The organism is Microvirga flavescens (genome assembly GCF_003290125.1).
Classification (GTDB): domain Bacteria; phylum Pseudomonadota; class Alphaproteobacteria; order Rhizobiales; family Beijerinckiaceae; genus Microvirga; species Microvirga flavescens.
The window spans coordinates 339,541-357,342 of the sequence record NZ_QMKH01000001.1 but is presented as its reverse complement, the minus strand read 5'-3'; the positions used below and the strand labels follow the sequence as shown (position 1 = coordinate 357,342).

Annotated in this window: 14 protein-coding genes; 8 read left to right on the top strand and 6 right to left on the bottom strand. The window is 60.5% G+C overall.

The window, feature by feature from the left end; all coding sequences use genetic code 11:
- Positions 1-5: 5 nt before the first annotated feature.
- From DQW91_RS01525 to DQW91_RS01505, 5 genes are all read left to right on the top strand, one after another.
- A complete protein-coding gene (locus tag DQW91_RS01525) occupies positions 6-1,103 on the top strand; it encodes an ABC transporter ATP-binding protein (protein WP_112661809.1) in 1,098 nt (365 codons plus the stop codon).
- Positions 1,103-1,999, top strand: a complete 897-nt coding sequence (locus DQW91_RS01520; RefSeq protein WP_112661808.1) for a carbohydrate ABC transporter permease — start codon at positions 1,103-1,105, stop codon at positions 1,997-1,999. Before DQW91_RS01525 ends, DQW91_RS01520 begins: the two co-directional genes overlap by 1 nt.
- A 110-nt stretch (positions 2,000-2,109) precedes the next feature.
- Positions 2,110-2,886: a carbohydrate ABC transporter permease gene (locus DQW91_RS01515; protein ID WP_112662403.1), complete on the top strand. Its 777-nt coding sequence runs from the start codon at positions 2,110-2,112 to the stop codon at positions 2,884-2,886.
- A gap of 10 nt (positions 2,887-2,896) precedes the next feature.
- Complete coding sequence (locus tag DQW91_RS01510; protein ID WP_112661807.1) at positions 2,897-3,178, top strand: DUF2160 domain-containing protein; 282 nt, start codon at positions 2,897-2,899, stop codon at positions 3,176-3,178.
- Positions 3,179-3,267: 89 nt separating this feature from the next.
- Entirely contained in the window at positions 3,268-5,025 is a 1,758-nt protein-coding gene (locus DQW91_RS01505; RefSeq protein WP_112662402.1) for an ABC transporter substrate-binding protein, read from the top strand.
- A gap of 94 nt (positions 5,026-5,119) precedes the next feature.
- Here the strand turns inward: DQW91_RS01505 and DQW91_RS01500 are convergent, their stop codons facing one another.
- From DQW91_RS01500 to DQW91_RS01475, 6 genes are all read right to left on the bottom strand, one after another.
- The gene (locus tag DQW91_RS01500) at positions 5,120-6,922 is read right to left on the bottom strand and encodes a glycosyltransferase family protein (RefSeq protein ID WP_157961301.1); all 1,803 of its coding nucleotides are present in this window, start codon (positions 6,920-6,922) and stop codon (positions 5,120-5,122) included.
- Between the two features lie 119 nt (positions 6,923-7,041).
- Positions 7,042-9,342, bottom strand: coding sequence for a glycosyltransferase family 39 protein (locus tag DQW91_RS01495; RefSeq protein ID WP_112661805.1), 2,301 nt, complete (start codon positions 9,340-9,342; stop codon positions 7,042-7,044).
- A gap of 22 nt (positions 9,343-9,364) precedes the next feature.
- Positions 9,365-9,994: a class I SAM-dependent methyltransferase gene (locus DQW91_RS01490; RefSeq protein WP_157961300.1), complete on the bottom strand. Its 630-nt coding sequence runs from the start codon at positions 9,992-9,994 to the stop codon at positions 9,365-9,367.
- 56 nt (positions 9,995-10,050) lie between these two features.
- Positions 10,051-10,449: a GtrA family protein gene (locus tag DQW91_RS01485; RefSeq protein ID WP_112661803.1), complete on the bottom strand. Its 399-nt coding sequence runs from the start codon at positions 10,447-10,449 to the stop codon at positions 10,051-10,053.
- Entirely contained in the window at positions 10,446-11,654 is a 1,209-nt protein-coding gene (locus DQW91_RS01480) for a glycosyltransferase family 2 protein (RefSeq protein WP_112661802.1), read from the bottom strand. Before DQW91_RS01480 ends, DQW91_RS01485 begins: the two co-directional genes overlap by 4 nt.
- A gap of 46 nt (positions 11,655-11,700) precedes the next feature.
- Positions 11,701-13,221 (bottom strand): phosphomannomutase/phosphoglucomutase, encoded by a 1,521-nt coding sequence (locus DQW91_RS01475; protein ID WP_112661801.1) that lies wholly within the window; start codon positions 13,219-13,221, stop codon positions 11,701-11,703.
- Positions 13,222-13,499: 278 nt separating this feature from the next.
- Here DQW91_RS01475 and DQW91_RS01470 point away from each other — a divergent pair, with 278 nt between their 5' ends.
- The 3 genes from DQW91_RS01470 to DQW91_RS01460 all read left to right on the top strand — a co-directional run bounded on the left by DQW91_RS01470 (position 13,500) and on the right by DQW91_RS01460 (position 17,767).
- Positions 13,500-13,706: a hypothetical protein gene (locus tag DQW91_RS01470; protein WP_112661800.1), complete on the top strand. Its 207-nt coding sequence runs from the start codon at positions 13,500-13,502 to the stop codon at positions 13,704-13,706.
- A 9-nt stretch (positions 13,707-13,715) separates the two neighbouring features.
- The gene (locus tag DQW91_RS01465) at positions 13,716-15,116 is read left to right on the top strand and encodes a class I SAM-dependent methyltransferase (protein ID WP_112661799.1); all 1,401 of its coding nucleotides are present in this window, start codon (positions 13,716-13,718) and stop codon (positions 15,114-15,116) included.
- A 134-nt stretch (positions 15,117-15,250) separates the two neighbouring features.
- Positions 15,251-17,767 carry a sulfatase-like hydrolase/transferase gene (locus DQW91_RS01460; RefSeq protein WP_112661798.1) on the top strand — a complete coding sequence of 839 codons (2,517 nt, stop codon included), beginning with the start codon at positions 15,251-15,253 and terminating at the stop codon, positions 17,765-17,767.
- Positions 17,768-17,802: the final 35 nt, after the last annotated feature.

Below are 17,802 nucleotides of genomic sequence, written 5' to 3'. Positions count from 1 at the left end.
GAACGATGGCGCGCATCACTCTCGATCATCTCGCCCATGCCTACCGGCCCGACCCACAAGGCCCGCAGGATTATGCGCTCAAAGAGATCAACCATGTCTGGACGCAGGGCGGCGCCTATGCGCTGCTTGGCCCTTCGGGTTGCGGAAAGACGACGCTTCTCAACATCATCTCCGGCCTCGTGCGCCCGACGCGTGGGCGCATTCTGTTCGATGACCGCGACGTGACCGACCTGCCCACCGAAGCGCGCAATATCGCGCAGGTGTTCCAGTTCCCGGTGGTCTACGACACCATGAGCGTGCGCGAAAACCTCGCCTTTCCGCTGAAGAACCGTCATGTGCCGCGGGACAGAACCGCCGCGCGGGTGGAGGAGATTGCGCGGCTGCTCGATCTTTCGAGCGTTCTCGACCGCAAGGCGAGCAACCTCACCGCCGACATGAAGCAGAAGATCTCCCTCGGGCGCGGCCTCGTGCGGCCCGACGTTGCGGCGATCCTCTTCGACGAGCCGCTCACGGTGATCGACCCGCACCTGAAATGGCAGTTGCGCTCGACCCTGAAGGAGATTCACCGTGCGCTCGACATCACCATGATCTACGTGACGCACGACCAGACCGAGGCGCTGACCTTCGCCGACCGGGTGGTGGTGATGCACGATGGCGCGGTGGTGCAGACCGGCACGCCGGATGAGCTGTTCGAGCGCCCCGCGCACACCTTCGTCGGCCATTTCATCGGCTCGCCCGGCATGAACGTGCTGCCTTGCAGGGTCGAGGGTGCGACGGCCTTTGTCGAGAACAATGCTATCGCCCTGAAGCAAGCCTATCCCGGTTTGCCGCAGAACCAGCGGATCGAACTCGGCATCCGCCCGGAATTCCTGCAATTGCAGCCGAAGGGAACCGGCGTTCCCGTGCATGTGCGCCGCATCGACGATATCGGCCGCGCCCGCATCGCGCGGGTCGATCTTGCGGGGCGCGCGATCGCCGCGAGCGTACCGGAGGGTGTTCTAATCGCGGGCGATGAGGCTTCCATCGCCTTCGATGCGCGCCATATCCACATCTACGCCGATGGGCATCTCGTTCCCGGCCAGCCTACGGGAGCGCATGTCTGATGATCAAGATCGTCAACAACAAGGCGTGGTTTCTCGTCCTGCCGGTCTTCGCCGTGGTCGCGTTCTCAGTGGTTTTGCCGCTGATGACGGTGGTGAATTACTCTGTGCAGGATAGCTTCGGAAACAACCAGTTCTTCTGGAACGGGGTCGGTTGGTTTCAGGATCTGCTCGATCCGTCAAAGGAGCTCGGCGGGCGCTTCTTCGATTCGCTGTGGCGCAATCTTCTCTTCTCCGGGATCATTCTCGCCATCGAGATTCCGCTCGGCATCGCCATCGCGCTCGCCATGCCGCGCGAAGGATGGAGCGTCGCGCTCTCGCTCGTTCTCATGGCGCTGCCGCTTCTCATTCCGTGGAACGTGGTGGGCACCATCTGGCAGGTGTTCGCGCGCAGCGATATCGGCCTGCTCGGTTGGGCCGTGAACAATCTCGGCATCGACTACAACTACACCGGCCACACCCTCGATGCGTGGATCACGCTCGTCGTGATGGACGTGTGGCATTGGACGAGCCTCGTGGCGCTGCTCTGTTATGCGGGCCTCAAATCCATTCCGGACGCCTATTATCAGGCGGCGCGCATCGATGGCGCTTCGCGCTGGGCGGTGTTCCGCACCATCCAGCTGCCGAAGATGCGGCGGGTTCTTCTCATCGCCGTTCTCCTGCGCTTCATGGATTCGTTCATGATCTATACCGAGCCCTTCGTGCTCACCGGCGGCGGCCCCGGCAACGCCACGACCTTCCTGTCCATCGATCTCGTCAAGCTCGCGCTTGGCCAGTTCGATCTCGGCAAGGCGGCGGCCATGTCGCTGGTCTACAACCTCATCATCCTCGCGGTCTGCTGGGTGTTCTACACCGTCATGACCAGCGCCGATGCGAAAGCCGAGAGGGTCGAAGCATGAGCGACGTCGTTGCGATCAGGCCGGCGCTGCCCGGCAATGTGAGCGATGCGGGACAAGGCGCCTTCAACCGCGCCCTCGCGCCTTCGCGGGTCAATGGCCGCACGCTTGTGATGGCGCTTTATCTCCTGTTCCTCATGTTGCCGATCTACTGGCTCATCAACATGAGCCTGAAGACTAACACCGAGATCTCGACGACCATGACCCTGTGGCCGCGGGACATCACCTTCGAGCATTATCGAAAGATCTTTACGGACGCGAGCTGGTATGGCGGGTACATCAACTCGCTCACCTATGTCGTCATCAACACGGTGCTTTCCATCTCGCTCGCGCTGCCTGCGGCCTATGCCTTCTCGCGCTACCGCTTCCTGGGCGACAAGCACCTGTTCTTCTGGTTGCTCTCCAACCGCATGGCGCCGCCCGCCGTGTTCGCGCTGCCGTTCTTCAATCTCTATTCGGCCATCGGCTTGTTCGACACGCCTTGGGCCGTCGCGTTGGCGCATTGCCTGTTCAACGTGCCTCTCGCGGTGTGGATTCTCGAAGGGTTCATGTCGGGCGTGCCGCGCGAGATCGACGAGACGGCGGCCATCGACGGTTATTCCTTTCCGCGCTTCTTCATCCGCATCTTCATGCCGCTGATTGCGTCCGGCATCGGCGTCGCTGCGTTCTTCTGCTTCATGTTCTCGTGGGTCGAGCTTCTTTTGGCGCGCACCCTGACCTCCGTGAACGCCAAGCCCATCGCGGCGACGATGACGCGCACGGTCTCGGCGGCGGGCATGGATTGGGGGCTCCTCGCGGCTGCGGGCGTTCTCACCATTGTCCCCGGCGCGCTCGTGATCTGGTTTGTCCGCAACTACATCGCCAAGGGCTTCGCCCTGGGGCGCGTTTGAGGAGAGTTTCATGCCCGATCTCGCCTGGATGGCCTGGACCTGGCAGACCGCGATCTTCTTTTCGGTCATTGCCGTGCTTCTGCTCGTGATGACCGCGCTTGCGATCTTTTATCCGGAAACAGAGCGGATCGGCGTTTTGCGCATTCCGACGACGCGCGGCGATCGCCTGTTCATCTCACTCATCGGTTCCGCCTTCATCAATCTCGCATGGCTCGGGCTCGTCGGCCCGGACCTGTGGTGGTCGCTCGGCCTTTCCCTCGTCTACGCGGCGGCGGTGTTTCGCTACGTGTGAGGCAAGGCCTTCAAAGAGCTCTCCGGCCCAAGAGGCCGCAGGGTATGGCCGGTTCCAGAGGCCGGCCATATGAAAACTGGGAGGAAGTCATGACTAAACCTCAGAGACATTTGAGGCTGCTCGTCTCGGCCAGCGCCGTTGCGCTCGTGCTCGGCACCGGCGGCGCGCTCGCGGGCATGGACGAAGCCAAGAAGTGGGTCGACGGCGAGTTCCAGCCTTCGACGCTCTCGAAAGAGCAGCAGATGAAGGAGATGGAATGGTTCATCAATGCCGCGAAGCCCTTCGCCGGCATGGAGATCAACGTGGTCTCCGAAACCATTACGACCCATGAATACGAAGCCAAGACGCTCGCCAAGGCGTTCTCGGAAATCACCGGCATCAAGCTCACCCACGACCTCATTCAGGAGGGCGACGTGGTGGAGAAGATCCAGACACAGATGCAGTCCGGCAAGAACATCTACGATGCGTGGGTGAACGACTCGGATCTCATCGGCACCCATTTCCGCTACAAGCAGGCCATCGCTCTTGACGACTGGATGGCGGGCGAGGGCAAGGACGTGACCTCGCCGACGCTCGATGTCGATGACTTCATCGGCAAGTCCTTCACCACCGCGCCTGACGGCAAGATGTACCAGCTGCCGGACCAGCAGTTCGCGAACCTCTACTGGTTCCGCTACGACTGGTTTCAGCGTCCGGACTTGAAGGAAAAGTTCAAGGCCAAATACGGCTATGATCTCGGCGTGCCGGTGAACTGGTCGGCCTATGAGGACATCGCCGAATTCTTCACCAACGATGTGAAGGAGATCGACGGTGTCAAGGTCTATGGCCACATGGACTACGGCAAGAAGGACCCGTCGCTCGGCTGGCGCTTCACCGATGCGTGGCTCTCCATGGCCGGCAACGGCGACAAGGGCATTCCGAACGGATTGCCGGTCGATGAATGGGGCGTGCGCATGGAAGGCTGCCGTCCTGTCGGCTCCTCCATCGATCGCGGCGGCGACACCAACGGCCCGGCAGCTGTCTATTCGATCACCAAGTACATCGAGTGGCTGAAGAAGTATGCCCCGCCGCAGGCGAACGGCATGAACTTCTCCGAGTCCGGCCCCGTTCCGGCGCAGGGCAACATCGCGCAGCAGATGTTCTGGTACACCGCCTTCACCGCCGACATGGTGAAGCCCGGCCTGCCGGTGATGAATGGAAACGGCACGCCGAAGTGGCGCATGGCTCCGTCTCCGAAGGGTTCCTACTGGAAGGACGGCATGAAGCTCGGTTACCAGGACGCCGGGTCCTGGACGCTTCTGAAGTCCACGCCGGTCGAGCGCCGCAAGGCGGCCTGGCTCTATGCGCAGTTCGTGACGTCGAAGTCCGTCTCGCTGAAGAAGAGCCATGTGGGCCTCACCTTCATTCGCGAAAGCGACATCTGGGACAAGAGCTTCACCGACCGCGCGCCGCAGCTCGGCGGCCTCGTCGAGTTCTACCGCTCGCCCGCGCGCGTGCAGTGGACCCCGACGGGCAACAACATCCCGGATTATCCGAAGATGGCCCAGCTCTGGTGGCAGAACATCGGCGATGCGTCCTCGGGCGCGAAGACGCCGCAACAGGCGATGGACGCTCTCGCCGCCGCGCAGGACGACGTGCTCGGCCGTCTCGAGCGCGCCAACGTGCAGGGCGAGTGCGGTCCCAAGCTGAATCCCAAGACCTCCGCAGAAGAGTGGTTCAAGAAGGCGGAAAGCTCCGGCAACATCGCTCCGCAGCGCAAGCTCGCGAACGAGAAGCCGAAGGGCGAGACCATCGACTACGACACGCTCATCAAGAGCTGGCCCGCTTCTCCGCCGAAGCGCAGCTGATCGTCTGTCATCGATACGCGTGAAGGGAGAGGGGCGTCAGCCCCTCTCTTTTTTACGGTGAACGCGCGTCGGGAAAATCCCGCGCCCAATATCTTTATTGACGGCTTGCCGCCGGGCAGGCAGGGATAGTTGGCGAAGGGTTGATGGAGCAGGGGCAGAGGCTCAGACCGGAGGCCTGTTGCTGCCCCCCGACGGCGATGCAAGCCGCGTCCTCCGTCAGTTGGAAAAATCGAGCGGTTCGGCTCTTTTTAAGCCTTTCAAGATCGATAGCAGTCTGCGGCCCGATGATTTTGACGTTGTAGTGTCCCCCGCTGAAGAACGACGCGTAGAGATCGAGAATATCGCGCCTCATGATGGTCTCACCGTTCCGGGAAGCGGGAGTGAACACCAGGGCCGTCGCGCGTGAGGCGGGGCCGAAAAGCGCGGTTCCGATATCGCGCGCGAAAGCGAGGTTGTCCTGCGGAAAAGACTTTCTGTGGCGGCCGACGAACTCCCATCCGTGAATGCTCGCTCCCGCAAGGACGATAGCATAGACGGCCAGCCCCAGCGCCGTCCATGATTGGCGGCCCAATTGCAGAAAGACGAGCATTCCGAACGCCGCGCAAAGGGGAGCCAGCATCCAGACAAGGCGCATGCGCGTATCCTGCCAGAGACTGACAGTCGTGGTGTGCACGCCCGGGATGCCGACCAAATGCGGCGAGACGGGAATGAAGCTCTCTCCCAGGAGGATCCACCCGCCGGTCCATATCAGAAGAACCACGCAAAGGGCTGACGCGAAGGTTGTAAGAAGCATGCTCCGCGACGGCGCATCGCACATCGCTTGGATGCGCCGGAAAGCGAGAATAGCAAGGAGCGGATAGGTGAACTCGAAGTAACGCGAGCTCATGAAGGAAGGGAGATCCGCATTGGCGGTGAAGGATATGTCGTGGATCAGGGTCAACGCGACGTAGAATGTCACGAAGCCGAGCGTCACAATTTCGAATTGCGTTGCCGGGTTCCGCAAGAGGGACTGGAGGCGCGGGAAAAAGCCCACCCCTTCCATGCCGGCGAAACGCGCCTTCCAATCACCCGCCGCTCCACCGGCGAGAAAGGGCAGGAAAGGTGCAAGAATAACGGCAAGGTAAAGGAGATAGAGAACGATCCATATGCCCATGCGATCGTTCGTAAACTGCCCGGTATTGAACACCGCATCGGAGGTCTTGATGCCGAGCGAGGCCGCGAGTGGGACGCCTTGCCCTTTTGCATAGAGAGCCCAGACGCCGATTGTCGCGGCGATCACCAGAAGCACGACGGCGACTTCCCGGGCGAACGGGAAAGCCTCTCTCCGGGCTTGTGGAGCGGACAAACGGAACAAGACCCACAGCAGAACAAGCGCGGCGGCGCCCGGAAGCATGATGAACTTGGTGAGGAAACAGGCGGTGACAAAGAAGCCGAAGGCAATGTTGTTCGGCCAGCGCACCCGGCCTTCATTGCGAGGAGCCAAGGCGAAATAGACGGCACAGAGGAACAGGGGGATGGCGAGATTTTCCGCCATCAGGAATCCGACATTGCCGGGGAAGGGCACGAGCACCACCGTTAGCGCTGCCGCCAGCGCAAGCGGGCGGTTCATGACGCGGGCGGCGAGGCCGTAGGCGGGAAAGAGCGAAGCGCTGTAGACGAGACAATTGAGCGCCAGCATCGGCCCGTAGAAATGCTCCTGAAAGAGAAAACCCGGAGCGAGCAGCAGCGGATAGAGCGGCGGGTAGATGAAGGCGGCTCCGGACCAGCGGTAGGGAGCGCCATTGTAAAGCGCCGCCGCATGCCACTGGTAAAGCCATTCGTCGAGGGCGACACTCGGGCCGTTGACGGGCCAGATCACATAAAAGCGGACGAGGCTGACGATGAGCCAGAGAGCCATAAGCACAGGCACGACGTCTTTGAGCTTGGCTCTTGTCGTGCCTTCAGTGCTGCCTGCTCTTTGACGAGTACATGACGTCGAAACAATCATCCAAAGACACTCATCGTGGCTGATCCTCACTATTGTGCCGCGAGAGAGACCTCCAACAAAGTTACTGAGTAGTAAGGGCTATCCGTCCCATCGGCGGAACGAATCTCAAACTGAACGTCGTCCCTGTTTTTCAGAAGCGTGGTTGGCACAGTGAAGGAGTACCAACCCCCTGGGAAACGATTTTTTACAATTGTGTTTCCCACGACAACGCCATTCACGGAGACAACTATTTCTTGCCATCCGACGCTGGAGAGACGCATGCGCAGTTTGTATTGATCGCTTGTGGGTTGGGCTCGGAGAGGTAACGAAAAGGTCGCCCTCGTCGCTGTTGTTTGGGCGCCAAAGTTGCCGACTTGCCACTTTTCATTGAAGATTGACTTAATGCTCTCGGAATCATTGGCGTTCTCGATAACGGAATAGGCCGCAATCGTCCCCTGATGCTGATCGGTGATTGGGTTTGTTGCGATGCCGCAATGCAGGTCCGACGATGGCGGTGCTTCGATCGCGCACGGGCAGAGGGCCGCCCGTTTCACTGCGCCCAGTGTCGGGTCTTTGACGGTTCCAAGACAAGCTGCGCTTAACTTCGGCTTCAAAGTATAGAAGGCAATTCCTTTGTCTCGTATAGAGTCCGGCCGCGTATAGAAATCCTTATGGGCGAAATGTACGTCGTAACGATTCCCGCTGAAGAACGATCCGTAGAGATCAAGTACGCCTTTGCCTAGGACGCTGAAATTAACAGCGTTCGTTGGGTAAAATATGACCGCTTTCTGCTTCGAAGGAGACCCAAAAAGCAGAGCGCCGACGCCGCGCGCAAGATTGACCTGAGAGGACCCTATCGGCATCCGGCCCCGTCCGGAAACGCTCCACCCGTAGGCACTTGCCGTCGCCAGTATAGAACTCAGAAGGAAGAGAGTTATTCCAAGCTGAGCAATGTGCTCGCTGCGTTTGAGAAAGAGGATTGCTGCAGCAACAACAAAGGGAGAAAGGAGCCAGATCGTCAGGAATACATTATTGAACCAGAGGCTATAGGTTGTGGTGTGTACACCATGTACGCCGGTGACATAACTCCCGATGTCAAAGACGGCACGTTGGCCAAAGACGGCCCAGCCAAAGGCGACTATAGCGGAACCCGTAAGGCCGATCGCGAGCATGCAGATCTGTGCCGATCGCGGAATTGGACACTCAATCAAGGCAGAGACACGCCTGAACGCCAAAAGGACAAGCAGCGGAAAAAGGAAATCAAAATACCTTGAACTCATCATCGATGGTCGTTCCGCATTAACCAGGAACGACAGATCGTGAACGAGTGTCACAGCCATATAGAAAGAGAGAAAGCCAAGCGTGATGATTTCGAAACGAAAGGTAAAATCGCGCAAGATAGCAACGATTTTATTCGGTTCACCCGCCAGACTAGCTAGGCGGACTCGCCAATCGAGCGGCGTAAGAGCCAGAATTGGAGCGAGGAAGGGAGCGATAAGCGTGCCGAGGTAGGTGAGATACAGAACAACCCACACAAACACCTGATCGATCTTGAACTGGCCCGTATTAAAAACGGTATCGGATGCAACCATGCCGAGCGCGTTTTTTATCTCGAGGTTTTGCGACCGTGCGTAGATGAGCCAGAGACCCAACAAAGCGCAAAATGACGAAACGGCGACGACGCTGTTTCTCGCAGCCTGTATCAGGGTTCCTGATCTATAATATCTCAAGACCTCGAAAAGAATGAAGAAGATGAGGAGAGCAATGCTTCCAGGCAACAGGATGAACTTGGTGAGGAAGCAGGCCGCGCTTAAAACGCCCACGAATACCGCCCGCAACCAGGAACGGGAAATAATCTCTTCCTCAAGCAGCAGGAGCAGTGCAAGCATGAAAAGTGGAATTGCCAGATTTTCCGCCATCAGGAAGGACACATTGGCGGGGAACGGGATCAAAGCGACCGTTACAGCGGCGGCCAAAGCCAGCTCGCGAGGCATCATGCGCCTCGCCAACCCGTAAGCCGGAAAAATAGCGGCCGTATATACAAGGCAATTCGTCAAAAGCATCGCATCGTAAAAATGCGACTTGAAGAAAAACGCCACTGACAAAACAAGGGGATAGCCCGGCGGATAAACGAAGGGATCCCAGAGATAATATTGGGTTCCTGCGAACAGGCTGGCCGCGTGGTGGTGATACATCCACTCGTCGAACGCGGCCATGGGACCAACGGCCGGCATAATCAAGGCGAATCTTAGGAAACTCAAGACAAGCCAGGTTACGAATAGAGCTCGCAGCGGGGAGTTTCTGATAAAAGTAGTCGCGGACTGGTAAATCAAAGCAGCGTTCGTTTTCATTCGTTTATCTTGTGAACCGCGATCAGACGTCGACGCGCTCACCAATCAAAAGGAGATTGCTTGGCCAACCGAGGAGAGTGGCTGTTTCCAGTCGGACACGAAACCCCGTTAGCTCCTCTCCGATCGAGCGCAATTCACTTGCCGTCATTAGGTTCAGGTTTTCTTCCTTCGCGAAGAAGGGATGTCCGAACTTCGTCAATGCGGCGCGATGCCAGGGCTTCGGCAGCCAGTGCAGCAGCGGGAACTGCGTGTGGTAGTCGATGGGAAACCAGCGGTTCGGCGTGGTGAGGAAAAACCCGCGCCTTGCGACGCGCGCGCATTCGGTGACGAAGCGCGCCTGGTTTTCGGCGGAGCCGACATGCTCGAGAACGGCGGAGGAATGGACGTAGTCGAAGGAGCGATCCGCGAAGGGTAGGTTCAGTCCGTCCGCCGGCACGAACTTTACGCCGGGATAGAGCGTTTCGAGATGCGAGGCGTCATCGACGCCGCAGGCAGTGATGCGGTCCTTATGAGGGTAAAGTGCTTCGAGGTAGTTCGAGGATTCATACGACGTGTCGGAGGTTGCACCGACATCGAGAAGCGTCGCGTCCCGGTCCGGATGGAAAGCTTCCATAAAGGTGAGGAACATGCGGCGGCGAACACGCGCGGCCACTCGAACGGAGAGGCTTCCGGCCGAAGCGAGGTTGTACTGTGCGTTTGCGGATCTGCTCATTGTGGTCTGAAAGCCCAGCGGCTGAGGAAAATGTAATTCGCACCGACGACGAGTGCCGCCGATACGCCGAAGACGATGAAGCCCGGAATTTCGGGAACCCGTGCGAAAGCCGCCGCGAGAGCGGAGGAGAGGACCGTGTTGACCATTTGCACGGCGCAATAACGCGGAAAGGCTGACGCATGCGCGCGCGCTGAGCGGAAGGCCAGTTTCTTCTGCGCCAGGTAGGCGAAGGGAATGCAGATCACATAAGAAAGGCCGCTGGCGAGCCAGGCGGCCATGCCGAGCCGCCCGAAGCAAGTTGCGATCACGACATAGGCGAGCGCCGCGGCAAGGCCGATCAGGGTGAAGCGGGAGAACTGCCATCGTCCCGCGAAGGCCAGCACGCGGGACTTCATGATTGTTGTCGGCGCCGGAAGGGAATTTCGAGAATGCCGAGGAAGAACGCCGCGAAGGCGGTCTGGATGCCGATCAGCACAGTGCACAACGACAAGAGCAGGACGCGCGGAACGAGCGGGGAGGGCAGGGGGCCGAAATCCACGCTCGACCATTGCTTCACCGCCCAGAGTGCGCCGCCGAGGCCCGTGACGAACAACAGGCCGGCGATCTGCACGAGCCTGTCCGTCGACAGCCAGCCGAACAACCGCTCGGCCCGCGTTGTCTTCGGAAGGAAGCCCGCCTTGCCTGCGAAGGTGCGTGCAATCGCGCCGAGCACGATCAACTGCACGCCGAGCACGACAAGGAAACAGGCCGCGATGAAGCTATTCACGTCAAGGGCGAGATTCGAGCCGAGATGGACTGGCCCGCGCAGCAAAATCATGACGAGGGGCAGCCCGATCAGGACAAGCAGGCTGCCGGGCACGAGAAACAGCCAGCGCGGGCTGTACATCAAAAGAAATTTCAGGTGCCGCCAGCCGTCTCGCCATGTCTTGAGGTGCGGCGCACGCGAGCGCCCGTCGACATCGAGGGTGGTCGGCACTTCCTCGATCCTGAGAGTGCTCAGGGCGCTTCGCACCACCATCTCACTGGCGAATTCCATGCCCGTTGTCTGCAAGGCGAGGCCGCGGATCGCATCGGCGCGAAAGCCGCGCAGGCCGCAATGAAAATCGCCGACGGGAATGTTGAAGAACAGGCGGCCGATGAAGGAGAGCACCGGATTACCGAGATAGCGGTGAAGGAACGGCATGGCGCCCGGCGCGATGCCGCCCTTGAAGCGATTGCCCATCACCAGGTCCGCGCCGCTGCGCAGGCGCTCGACGAAGGGCATCAGGCTTGAGAAGTCATAGCTGTCGTCGGCATCGCCCATGATGATGTAGGCGCCGCGCGCGGCCTCGATGCCACCCATGAGCGCCGCGCCGTAGCCGCGTTGGGGGATCGGCACCACGCGCGCGCCAAGGGCCTCGGCCATCGCCTGCGAGCCGTCCGTGCTGCCGTTGTCGGCGATCAGCACTTCCCCGGCGATGCCGGAGCGGGTGAGAAAGTCGCGTGCCTTGCGCACGCATTGCTCGATCGTCTCCGCCTCGTTGAGGCAGGGCATGAGAATCGTCAGCTCGACAGTATCAGTGGAGGGGGTTTTCATTTGGATCGCCGAATCGCTGGACATGTCGTCGCTTCTTAAAATGTGTTGCATATAGATTTTCCGGAGGTGATCAGATCGTCTGGTTATACGCGCCGACTTCCGGATTCTCGCGCAGCACCGCGTCCACGGCCTTGAACATGGCGTGCAGGCGCTCCTCGGAGGCCGGGCTTTCCACGACGACGACGAGTTCGGGCTTGTTCGACGAAGCGCGGATCAGGCCCCAGGTGCCGTCATCGGTGCGCACGCGAACGCCGTTCACGGTGTTCACGTCCACGATCTTGTGGCCCGCGATGCTCTCACCCGCATCGGACATGGCCTTGAAACGCTTGGTCACGCGCTCCACCACGTCGTACTTCACTTCGTCCGCGCAATGGGGCGACATGGTGGGGGAGCCCCATGTCTTGGGCAGGGCCGCGTAGAGATCGGCGACGCTCTTGTCCGGGTTGCGGTCGAGCATGTCGAGAACCGCGATGGCGGTGACGAGGCCGTCGTCATAGCCGCGGCCGACCGGCGCGTTGAAGAAGAAGTGACCGGATTTCTCGAAGCCGGCCAGAGCGTTCAGCTCCTTCACGCGGCGTTTGATGTAGGAATGTCCGGTCTTGTAGTAATCGGTCTTCGCGCCCTGCGCGATAAGAACCGGATCCGACGCGAAGAGGCCCGTCGATTTCACGTCGACCACGAATTGCGCGCCCGGGTGGATGCTCGAAAGATCGCGCGCCAGCATGACGCCGATCTTGTCTGCGAAGATTTCATGGCCGTTATTGTCGACGACGCCGCAGCGGTCGCCGTCGCCGTCGAAGCCGAGGCCGATATCGGCCTTGTGCTCCTTCACCGCCACCGCGATGGCATGGAGCATCTCCATGTCCTCGGGGTTCGGGTTGTAGTTCGGGAAGGTGTGGTCGAGATCCACGTTGAGCGGAACGACCTCGACGCCGAGCGCCTCCAGGATCTGCGGTGCGAAAGCGCCCGCCGTGCCGTTGCCGCAGGCGATGATGGCCTTGACCTTGCGCTTGAGGCGCGGGCGATTGGTGAGGTCGGCGATGTAGGTCGCCGCGAAATCCTTCACGAATTGGTAGCTGCCGCCCTCGCGCAGCTCGAACGCACCCGCGAGCACGATGTCCTTGAGGCGCGACATCTCCTCGGGTCCGAAGGTGACGGGGCGCTGCGCGCCCATCTTCACGCCCGTCCAGCCGTTGTCGTTGTGCGAGGCGGTGACCATCGCCACCGCCGGAACGTCGAGCGCGAACTGGGCGAAGTAGGCCATGGGGGAAAGGGCGAGGCCGATATCGTGCACCTTGCAGCCCGCCGCCATCAGGCCCTGCGTGAGTGCGATTTTGATCGCCATCGAGTAGCCACGGAAATCGTGCCCCACCACGACTTCACGCTTCACGCCGAGCTGGCCGAGAAGCGTGCCGAGGCCCATGCCGAGGGCCTGGACGCCCATGAGGTTGAGTTCCGGCGCGACATCGGAGCTCGGATGCCCGAACCACCAGCGGGCGTCATACTCGCGGAACCCCGTCGGCTTGACCAACGGTGTGTTCTCGAAGGCGAGCGTGTTGACGCGAACGTCCGGCAAGGGCTTTACGAACATGAGGAATTCCCGCTGAGAAAGTCGCCTAGGCCTATATGAGCCGATATTGTCTTTCAAGCATCCGCGCCCGAGAACCCGCCCAAATCGGCGGCGACATGACGCATTGAGTTGGGAGTGTTCCTTGGCCACAGAGAAGCTTCAAAAAATGCAATCCTGTTGCGTAAATGTCACGCGCGGTCAATTACACCCCGCTTTTGGAGGTTCCCCGGCGTAATTTCAGTTGCATTCGGCGTGGGGAATCAGTTTTGCATCGTCCCTTGATATTTCGGAGAAATCCTATGAATCAGCGCACTGTGTTTTGGAGCGTGTTGGCGCTCGCCGCTTTGACGAGCCCGGCCTATGCCTATCTTGATCCCGGCACGGGCAGCATTCTCCTGCAGGCCCTGATCGGCGGCATTGCTGCGAGTGTGACCGTCGGCTCCCTCTACTATCAGAAGGTCAAGGCTTTCTTTTCCAGCGTTTTCTCGAAGCGCGACGGAAAATAGGCTGTGTTGATGACATCTGCGCAACGTAACGCGGGCTCCTTCCGCGATCCGTCGGGGCACGTCTTCGAGAGCGCCGGACGCATTTTCCGGACCATCAACGAGCGCGCCCGTTCCGATTACGAAACCGTGCGGGACAAGGGCGTCCTGACCTCCGCCGTGGAGGCCGGGTTCCTGATCGAGAGCCGTGAAATCGAGAAGCCGCAATGGAAAAGCGGCCTCGAGCGTGCCGCTTATGTCGTCGAACACCCCAAGATCGACTTCATCTCCTATGCTTATGAATGGTCGTTCGGCGCCCTGAAGGCCGCTGCCCTGCACCATCTCGATTTCCAGCTTCATCTCCTGAAGCAGGATGCGGTTTTGTCGGACGCGACGGCCTACAACATCCAGTTTGTGGGCTCGAAGCCGGTTTTCATCGATCTTCTGTCCGTCCGCCCCTACCGGGAAGGCGAGTTCTGGATCGGCCATCGCCAGTTCTGCGAACAGTTCCTCAACCCGCTTCTGCTGCAATCGACTTTGGGCATCGCCCATAACACCTGGTTCCGCGGCAATCTCGAAGGCATCCCGACGGCGGATCTCGCCCGGGCGCTCCCGTTCAAGAGCTGCTTCTCCTGGAACATGCTGAGCCAGGTCATCCTGCAGGCGAAGTTGCAGGCCAAGGCGACTGACGCGCCGGACCAGGCGATTCAGAGCGCGAAGAAGACACGCACGCTCTCCCGCACCGCCTATGAGGGCATGCTGCGCCAGCTCCGCAACTGGATCGCGACGCTCAATCCCGCCAATACCGGTAAGACCGTGTGGGGCGACTACGCCAAGGACAACACCTACAGCAGCGACGAGGCGAACGAGAAGCGCCGCTTTATCGCCGAGTTCGCGGCGGCGACGCGCCCGAACGTGATGATCGACATCGGCTGCAACACCGGCGACTACTCGGTCGCGGCCCTCGAAGGCGGCGCGAATTACGTGGTCGGCTTCGATTTCGATCAGCGCGCGCTCGACCTTGCCTTCTCGCGCTCCGTCGAGGGCGGCCTGAAGTATCAACCCCTGTGGCTCGATGCGTCGAACCCCAGCCCGGACCAGGGCTGGCGGCAGGCCGAGCGGTCCGGCTTCTCCACGCGCGCCCGCGTGGATGGCCTCATCGCGCTCGCTTTCGAGCATCACCTCGCCATCGCGAAGAACGTGCCGCTGCCGGAAGTCGTCAACTGGCTCGTGGATATCGCGCCGGTCGGCGTGATCGAATTCGTGCCGAAGAGCGACCCGACGGTGCAGAAGATGCTCGCGCTGCGGGAAGACATCTTCGACGATTACACCATCGAAACCTTCTCGAACGCCCTCGCCCAGCGCGGCCGCATCGTGAAGCAAGAGAAAGTTTCGCAGAGCGGAAGAACGCTGTTCTTCTACGACAGGAGCTAAGCGAAAGGCGGCGGGCGTTTCACGTTTCCGCCGCTTTCGGGTGTTGAACACTTCGCTGCGGCGGGGCGCTTTTGTCGGGAAAAGCCGCAAGAGACAATCGCAACCAAGCCTCGCCTTGCAGCCGAGTGAGACACATGCCTTTCGTCGCCGCCTTCGCCATTGCCTTCCATGTCGTCGTTCTGGCGCCGCTGTTCCTGATCCTCTCTCACGGCGACCGTCTCGAGGTCGGCGTGCTCGACATGCTCGGCTGGCCGCTCCTCGCGGCAATCGGCTTCGCTCTCGTTCTCGGCGCGGCCCTCAAGTTCCTTCTGTCGCGCGGCTACCAACGCCCGCTCGCCTTCACGATGGCGGTCGGGGTTTATCTTTACATCCAGTTCTACCTCTTCGTCTGGAACTTCGGGGTCTTCGACGGCCGCTCAATCGCGTTCTCGTCATACGCGAAGAATGCCGCTCTTGAAGCGGCCGTTCTCTTCGTGCTGCTCGGCATCGCGGTCTTTCGCCCTGCCGTGGCCCGTCAGCTTTTCGGGCGCTTTCTCATCGTTCTCCTGGTCGCGAATGTGGGCTTTGCGGCCTGGCAGTTCTCTGCGGGCGAGGGGAAGCGTGCACCGGTTCAGGCCGCCGCCACGGCCGCGCAGAGCGAGATCGCCTCGGCCAATTTCTTCCGCGACGATGTTGCGGTCATGCGCAATGCCGCGAAACTGTCGAAGAACAAGAACGTCATCATCCTGCTCCTCGACACGCTGCAGGTCGATGTTTTCGAACAGATCGTGCAGGGCGATGCGAACCTGAAGCGGCAGTTCGAGGGATTCACGCTCTTCACGAACGCCACAGGGCATTTCCCCTACACGGCGATGAGCATTCCCTCCATCCTTACCGGAGAGCCCTACAAGGCTGACGGCGAGAGCATTCCCACCTACCAAAAGCGTGTCGGCCACACGCGGGTGGAAGCCGTTCTGGCGCGACAGGGCGCCGAGGCGTCCCGAATTCCGCTCGAGAGCCGGCAGAATTATCTGAGCGGCGACAGCGCGCGGTGCCGCAGCTTTGCGGCGGTCTATGATCTCTACGGCTTTCGCCAGTTGCCGATTGCGCTCAAGCCGTTCTTCTACAATGGCGGGCAGTTCAGGCTGAGCCCTCTGTGCGGGGCCGTGCCCGCAACAAACTCGCAGGTCGATCTGGCCGTTTTCGACAAGCTGATCGGCGAGGCCGCGGTTTCGACGGACGCGCCGAGCGTTAAGTATCTGCATTTCTGGGGCGCGCACCCGCCCTCGATGCTCAGTGCCGATTGCAAGGTGCGGAACCAGGGTCAGGCTTTCACGGATTTCCAGGGCCAGGCTTATTGCGTGCTGCGCAAGACAGGCCAGTATCTCGACAAGCTGCGGGAACTCGGCGTCTTCGACAACAGCATGATTTTCGTGATTTCCGATCACGGCTCGCGGTACGGCTTCCTGAAGGCGTCGCCGCGCACGCCGGTGCCGGGCTATGTCATGTCGTCCGCCAATCCCTCTCTCGCTTTCCACGATTTCGGAGCACGAGGCGAATTCCGCACCAGTGCCGCGCCCGCGATGCTCGCGGACATCTATCCGACGGTCCTGTCGAGTTTCGGTCTCAAGCCGGACGTGTTGGGCATGAGCCTTCGGGACCTGAAGGAGGATGCCAAGCGGGAGAGGCCCTACCTGTATTACAAGGGAATCGCCGATGCCTATGGCGATTTCTTCCCGCAGGTCGAGCGTTTCGTCGTCACCGGCAACGTGCGCGATCCCGCAGCCTGGGCTGTGACAGGAAGCCATTCGAACAGTGCCAACGATGCACCGCTCGGACGGCTGGTCTTCGGCAAGCCCGAAACGAGCCGGTTCCTCGGTCTCGGGTGGTCCGCCGAGGCCGAAGGCGTTCCGGTGTCCTGGATTATCGCGAATCCCGCGTCGATCACCGGCAGGCTGCCCCAGGGCGGTCGTCCCGTCCGCATGGCGATGTCCTTCATCAATCCGCATCCGGGACAGGTCGTGCGGATCAGCCTCAATGGCCGCGAGCTCGCGCGCTGGGATGTTCCCGAAGTCGGGCAATTCAACAGGAATTTCGTCTTCACCCCGACGGAGGAAGACCTTGCGGGCGTGGCGCGCGTTGAAGTCGATGTCGAGAAGATCGCCCCGGTCACACAGGGCGACGTACGCCAGGTCGGGATCGGCGTGAGGTTCGTGGATTTCGGATTCGACGGCGAGCCAATGGTGGCGGACATTCATTCCGGCCCTCTGGAGACGCTGAAGATGAGTGATCCGAAAATTCGCGATTATCTCGATTTCGCGTGGAGCGTGGAAAGCGGCGGCGTGGACACGTCCTGGATCGTCGATGCGCCTGCGACATTGTCGGGGCGGCTGCCGAAGGGCAGGGAAGTCCGCATGACGATGCGATTTATCAATCCGCACCGAAATCAGGCTCTCCGGATCATGCTCAATGGCCGCGAACTTGCGAAGTGGGATGTCGCGGACGAAAAGAATGTCATCGAGAGAAGCGTCACCTTCGCCCCTCATGAGGCTGAGATCGGGCAACCGGTGACGATCGAGATCGATGTCGACAAGATTGCGCAAGTGTTTCCCAACGATTCACGAAAGCTCGGTGTGGGAGTCCGCGAAATCAAATTCGAGGCCTTGAACTGATCACCGCGCACCTGAGCCCGGCCGCCGCAATGGCG

Bases quoted from the DNA above. Each gene is read 5' to 3' on its own strand.
- DQW91_RS01505 (WP_112662402.1), top strand. From the start codon at position 3,268: ATGACTAAACCTCAGAGACATTTGAGGCTGCTCGTCTCGGCCAGCGCC.
- DQW91_RS01495 (WP_112661805.1), bottom strand. From the start codon at position 9,342: ATGAAAACGAACGCTGCTTTGATTTACCAGTCCGCGACTACTTTTATC.
- DQW91_RS01480 (WP_112661802.1), bottom strand. From the start codon at position 11,654: ATGTCCAGCGATTCGGCGATCCAAATGAAAACCCCCTCCACTGATACT.
- DQW91_RS01510 (WP_112661807.1), top strand. From the start codon at position 2,897: ATGCCCGATCTCGCCTGGATGGCCTGGACCTGGCAGACCGCGATCTTC.
- DQW91_RS01470 (WP_112661800.1), top strand. From the start codon at position 13,500: ATGAATCAGCGCACTGTGTTTTGGAGCGTGTTGGCGCTCGCCGCTTTG.
- DQW91_RS01460 (WP_112661798.1), top strand. From the start codon at position 15,251: ATGCCTTTCGTCGCCGCCTTCGCCATTGCCTTCCATGTCGTCGTTCTG.
- DQW91_RS01525 (WP_112661809.1), top strand. From the start codon at position 6: ATGGCGCGCATCACTCTCGATCATCTCGCCCATGCCTACCGGCCCGAC.
- DQW91_RS01485 (WP_112661803.1), bottom strand. From the start codon at position 10,449: ATGAAGTCCCGCGTGCTGGCCTTCGCGGGACGATGGCAGTTCTCCCGC.
- DQW91_RS01520 (WP_112661808.1), top strand. From the start codon at position 1,103: ATGATCAAGATCGTCAACAACAAGGCGTGGTTTCTCGTCCTGCCGGTC.
- DQW91_RS01515 (WP_112662403.1), top strand. From the start codon at position 2,110: ATGGCGCTTTATCTCCTGTTCCTCATGTTGCCGATCTACTGGCTCATC.
- DQW91_RS01465 (WP_112661799.1), top strand. From the start codon at position 13,716: ATGACATCTGCGCAACGTAACGCGGGCTCCTTCCGCGATCCGTCGGGG.
- DQW91_RS01500 (WP_157961301.1), bottom strand. From the start codon at position 6,922: ATGGCTCTCTGGCTCATCGTCAGCCTCGTCCGCTTTTATGTGATCTGG.
- DQW91_RS01475 (WP_112661801.1), bottom strand. From the start codon at position 13,221: ATGTTCGTAAAGCCCTTGCCGGACGTTCGCGTCAACACGCTCGCCTTC.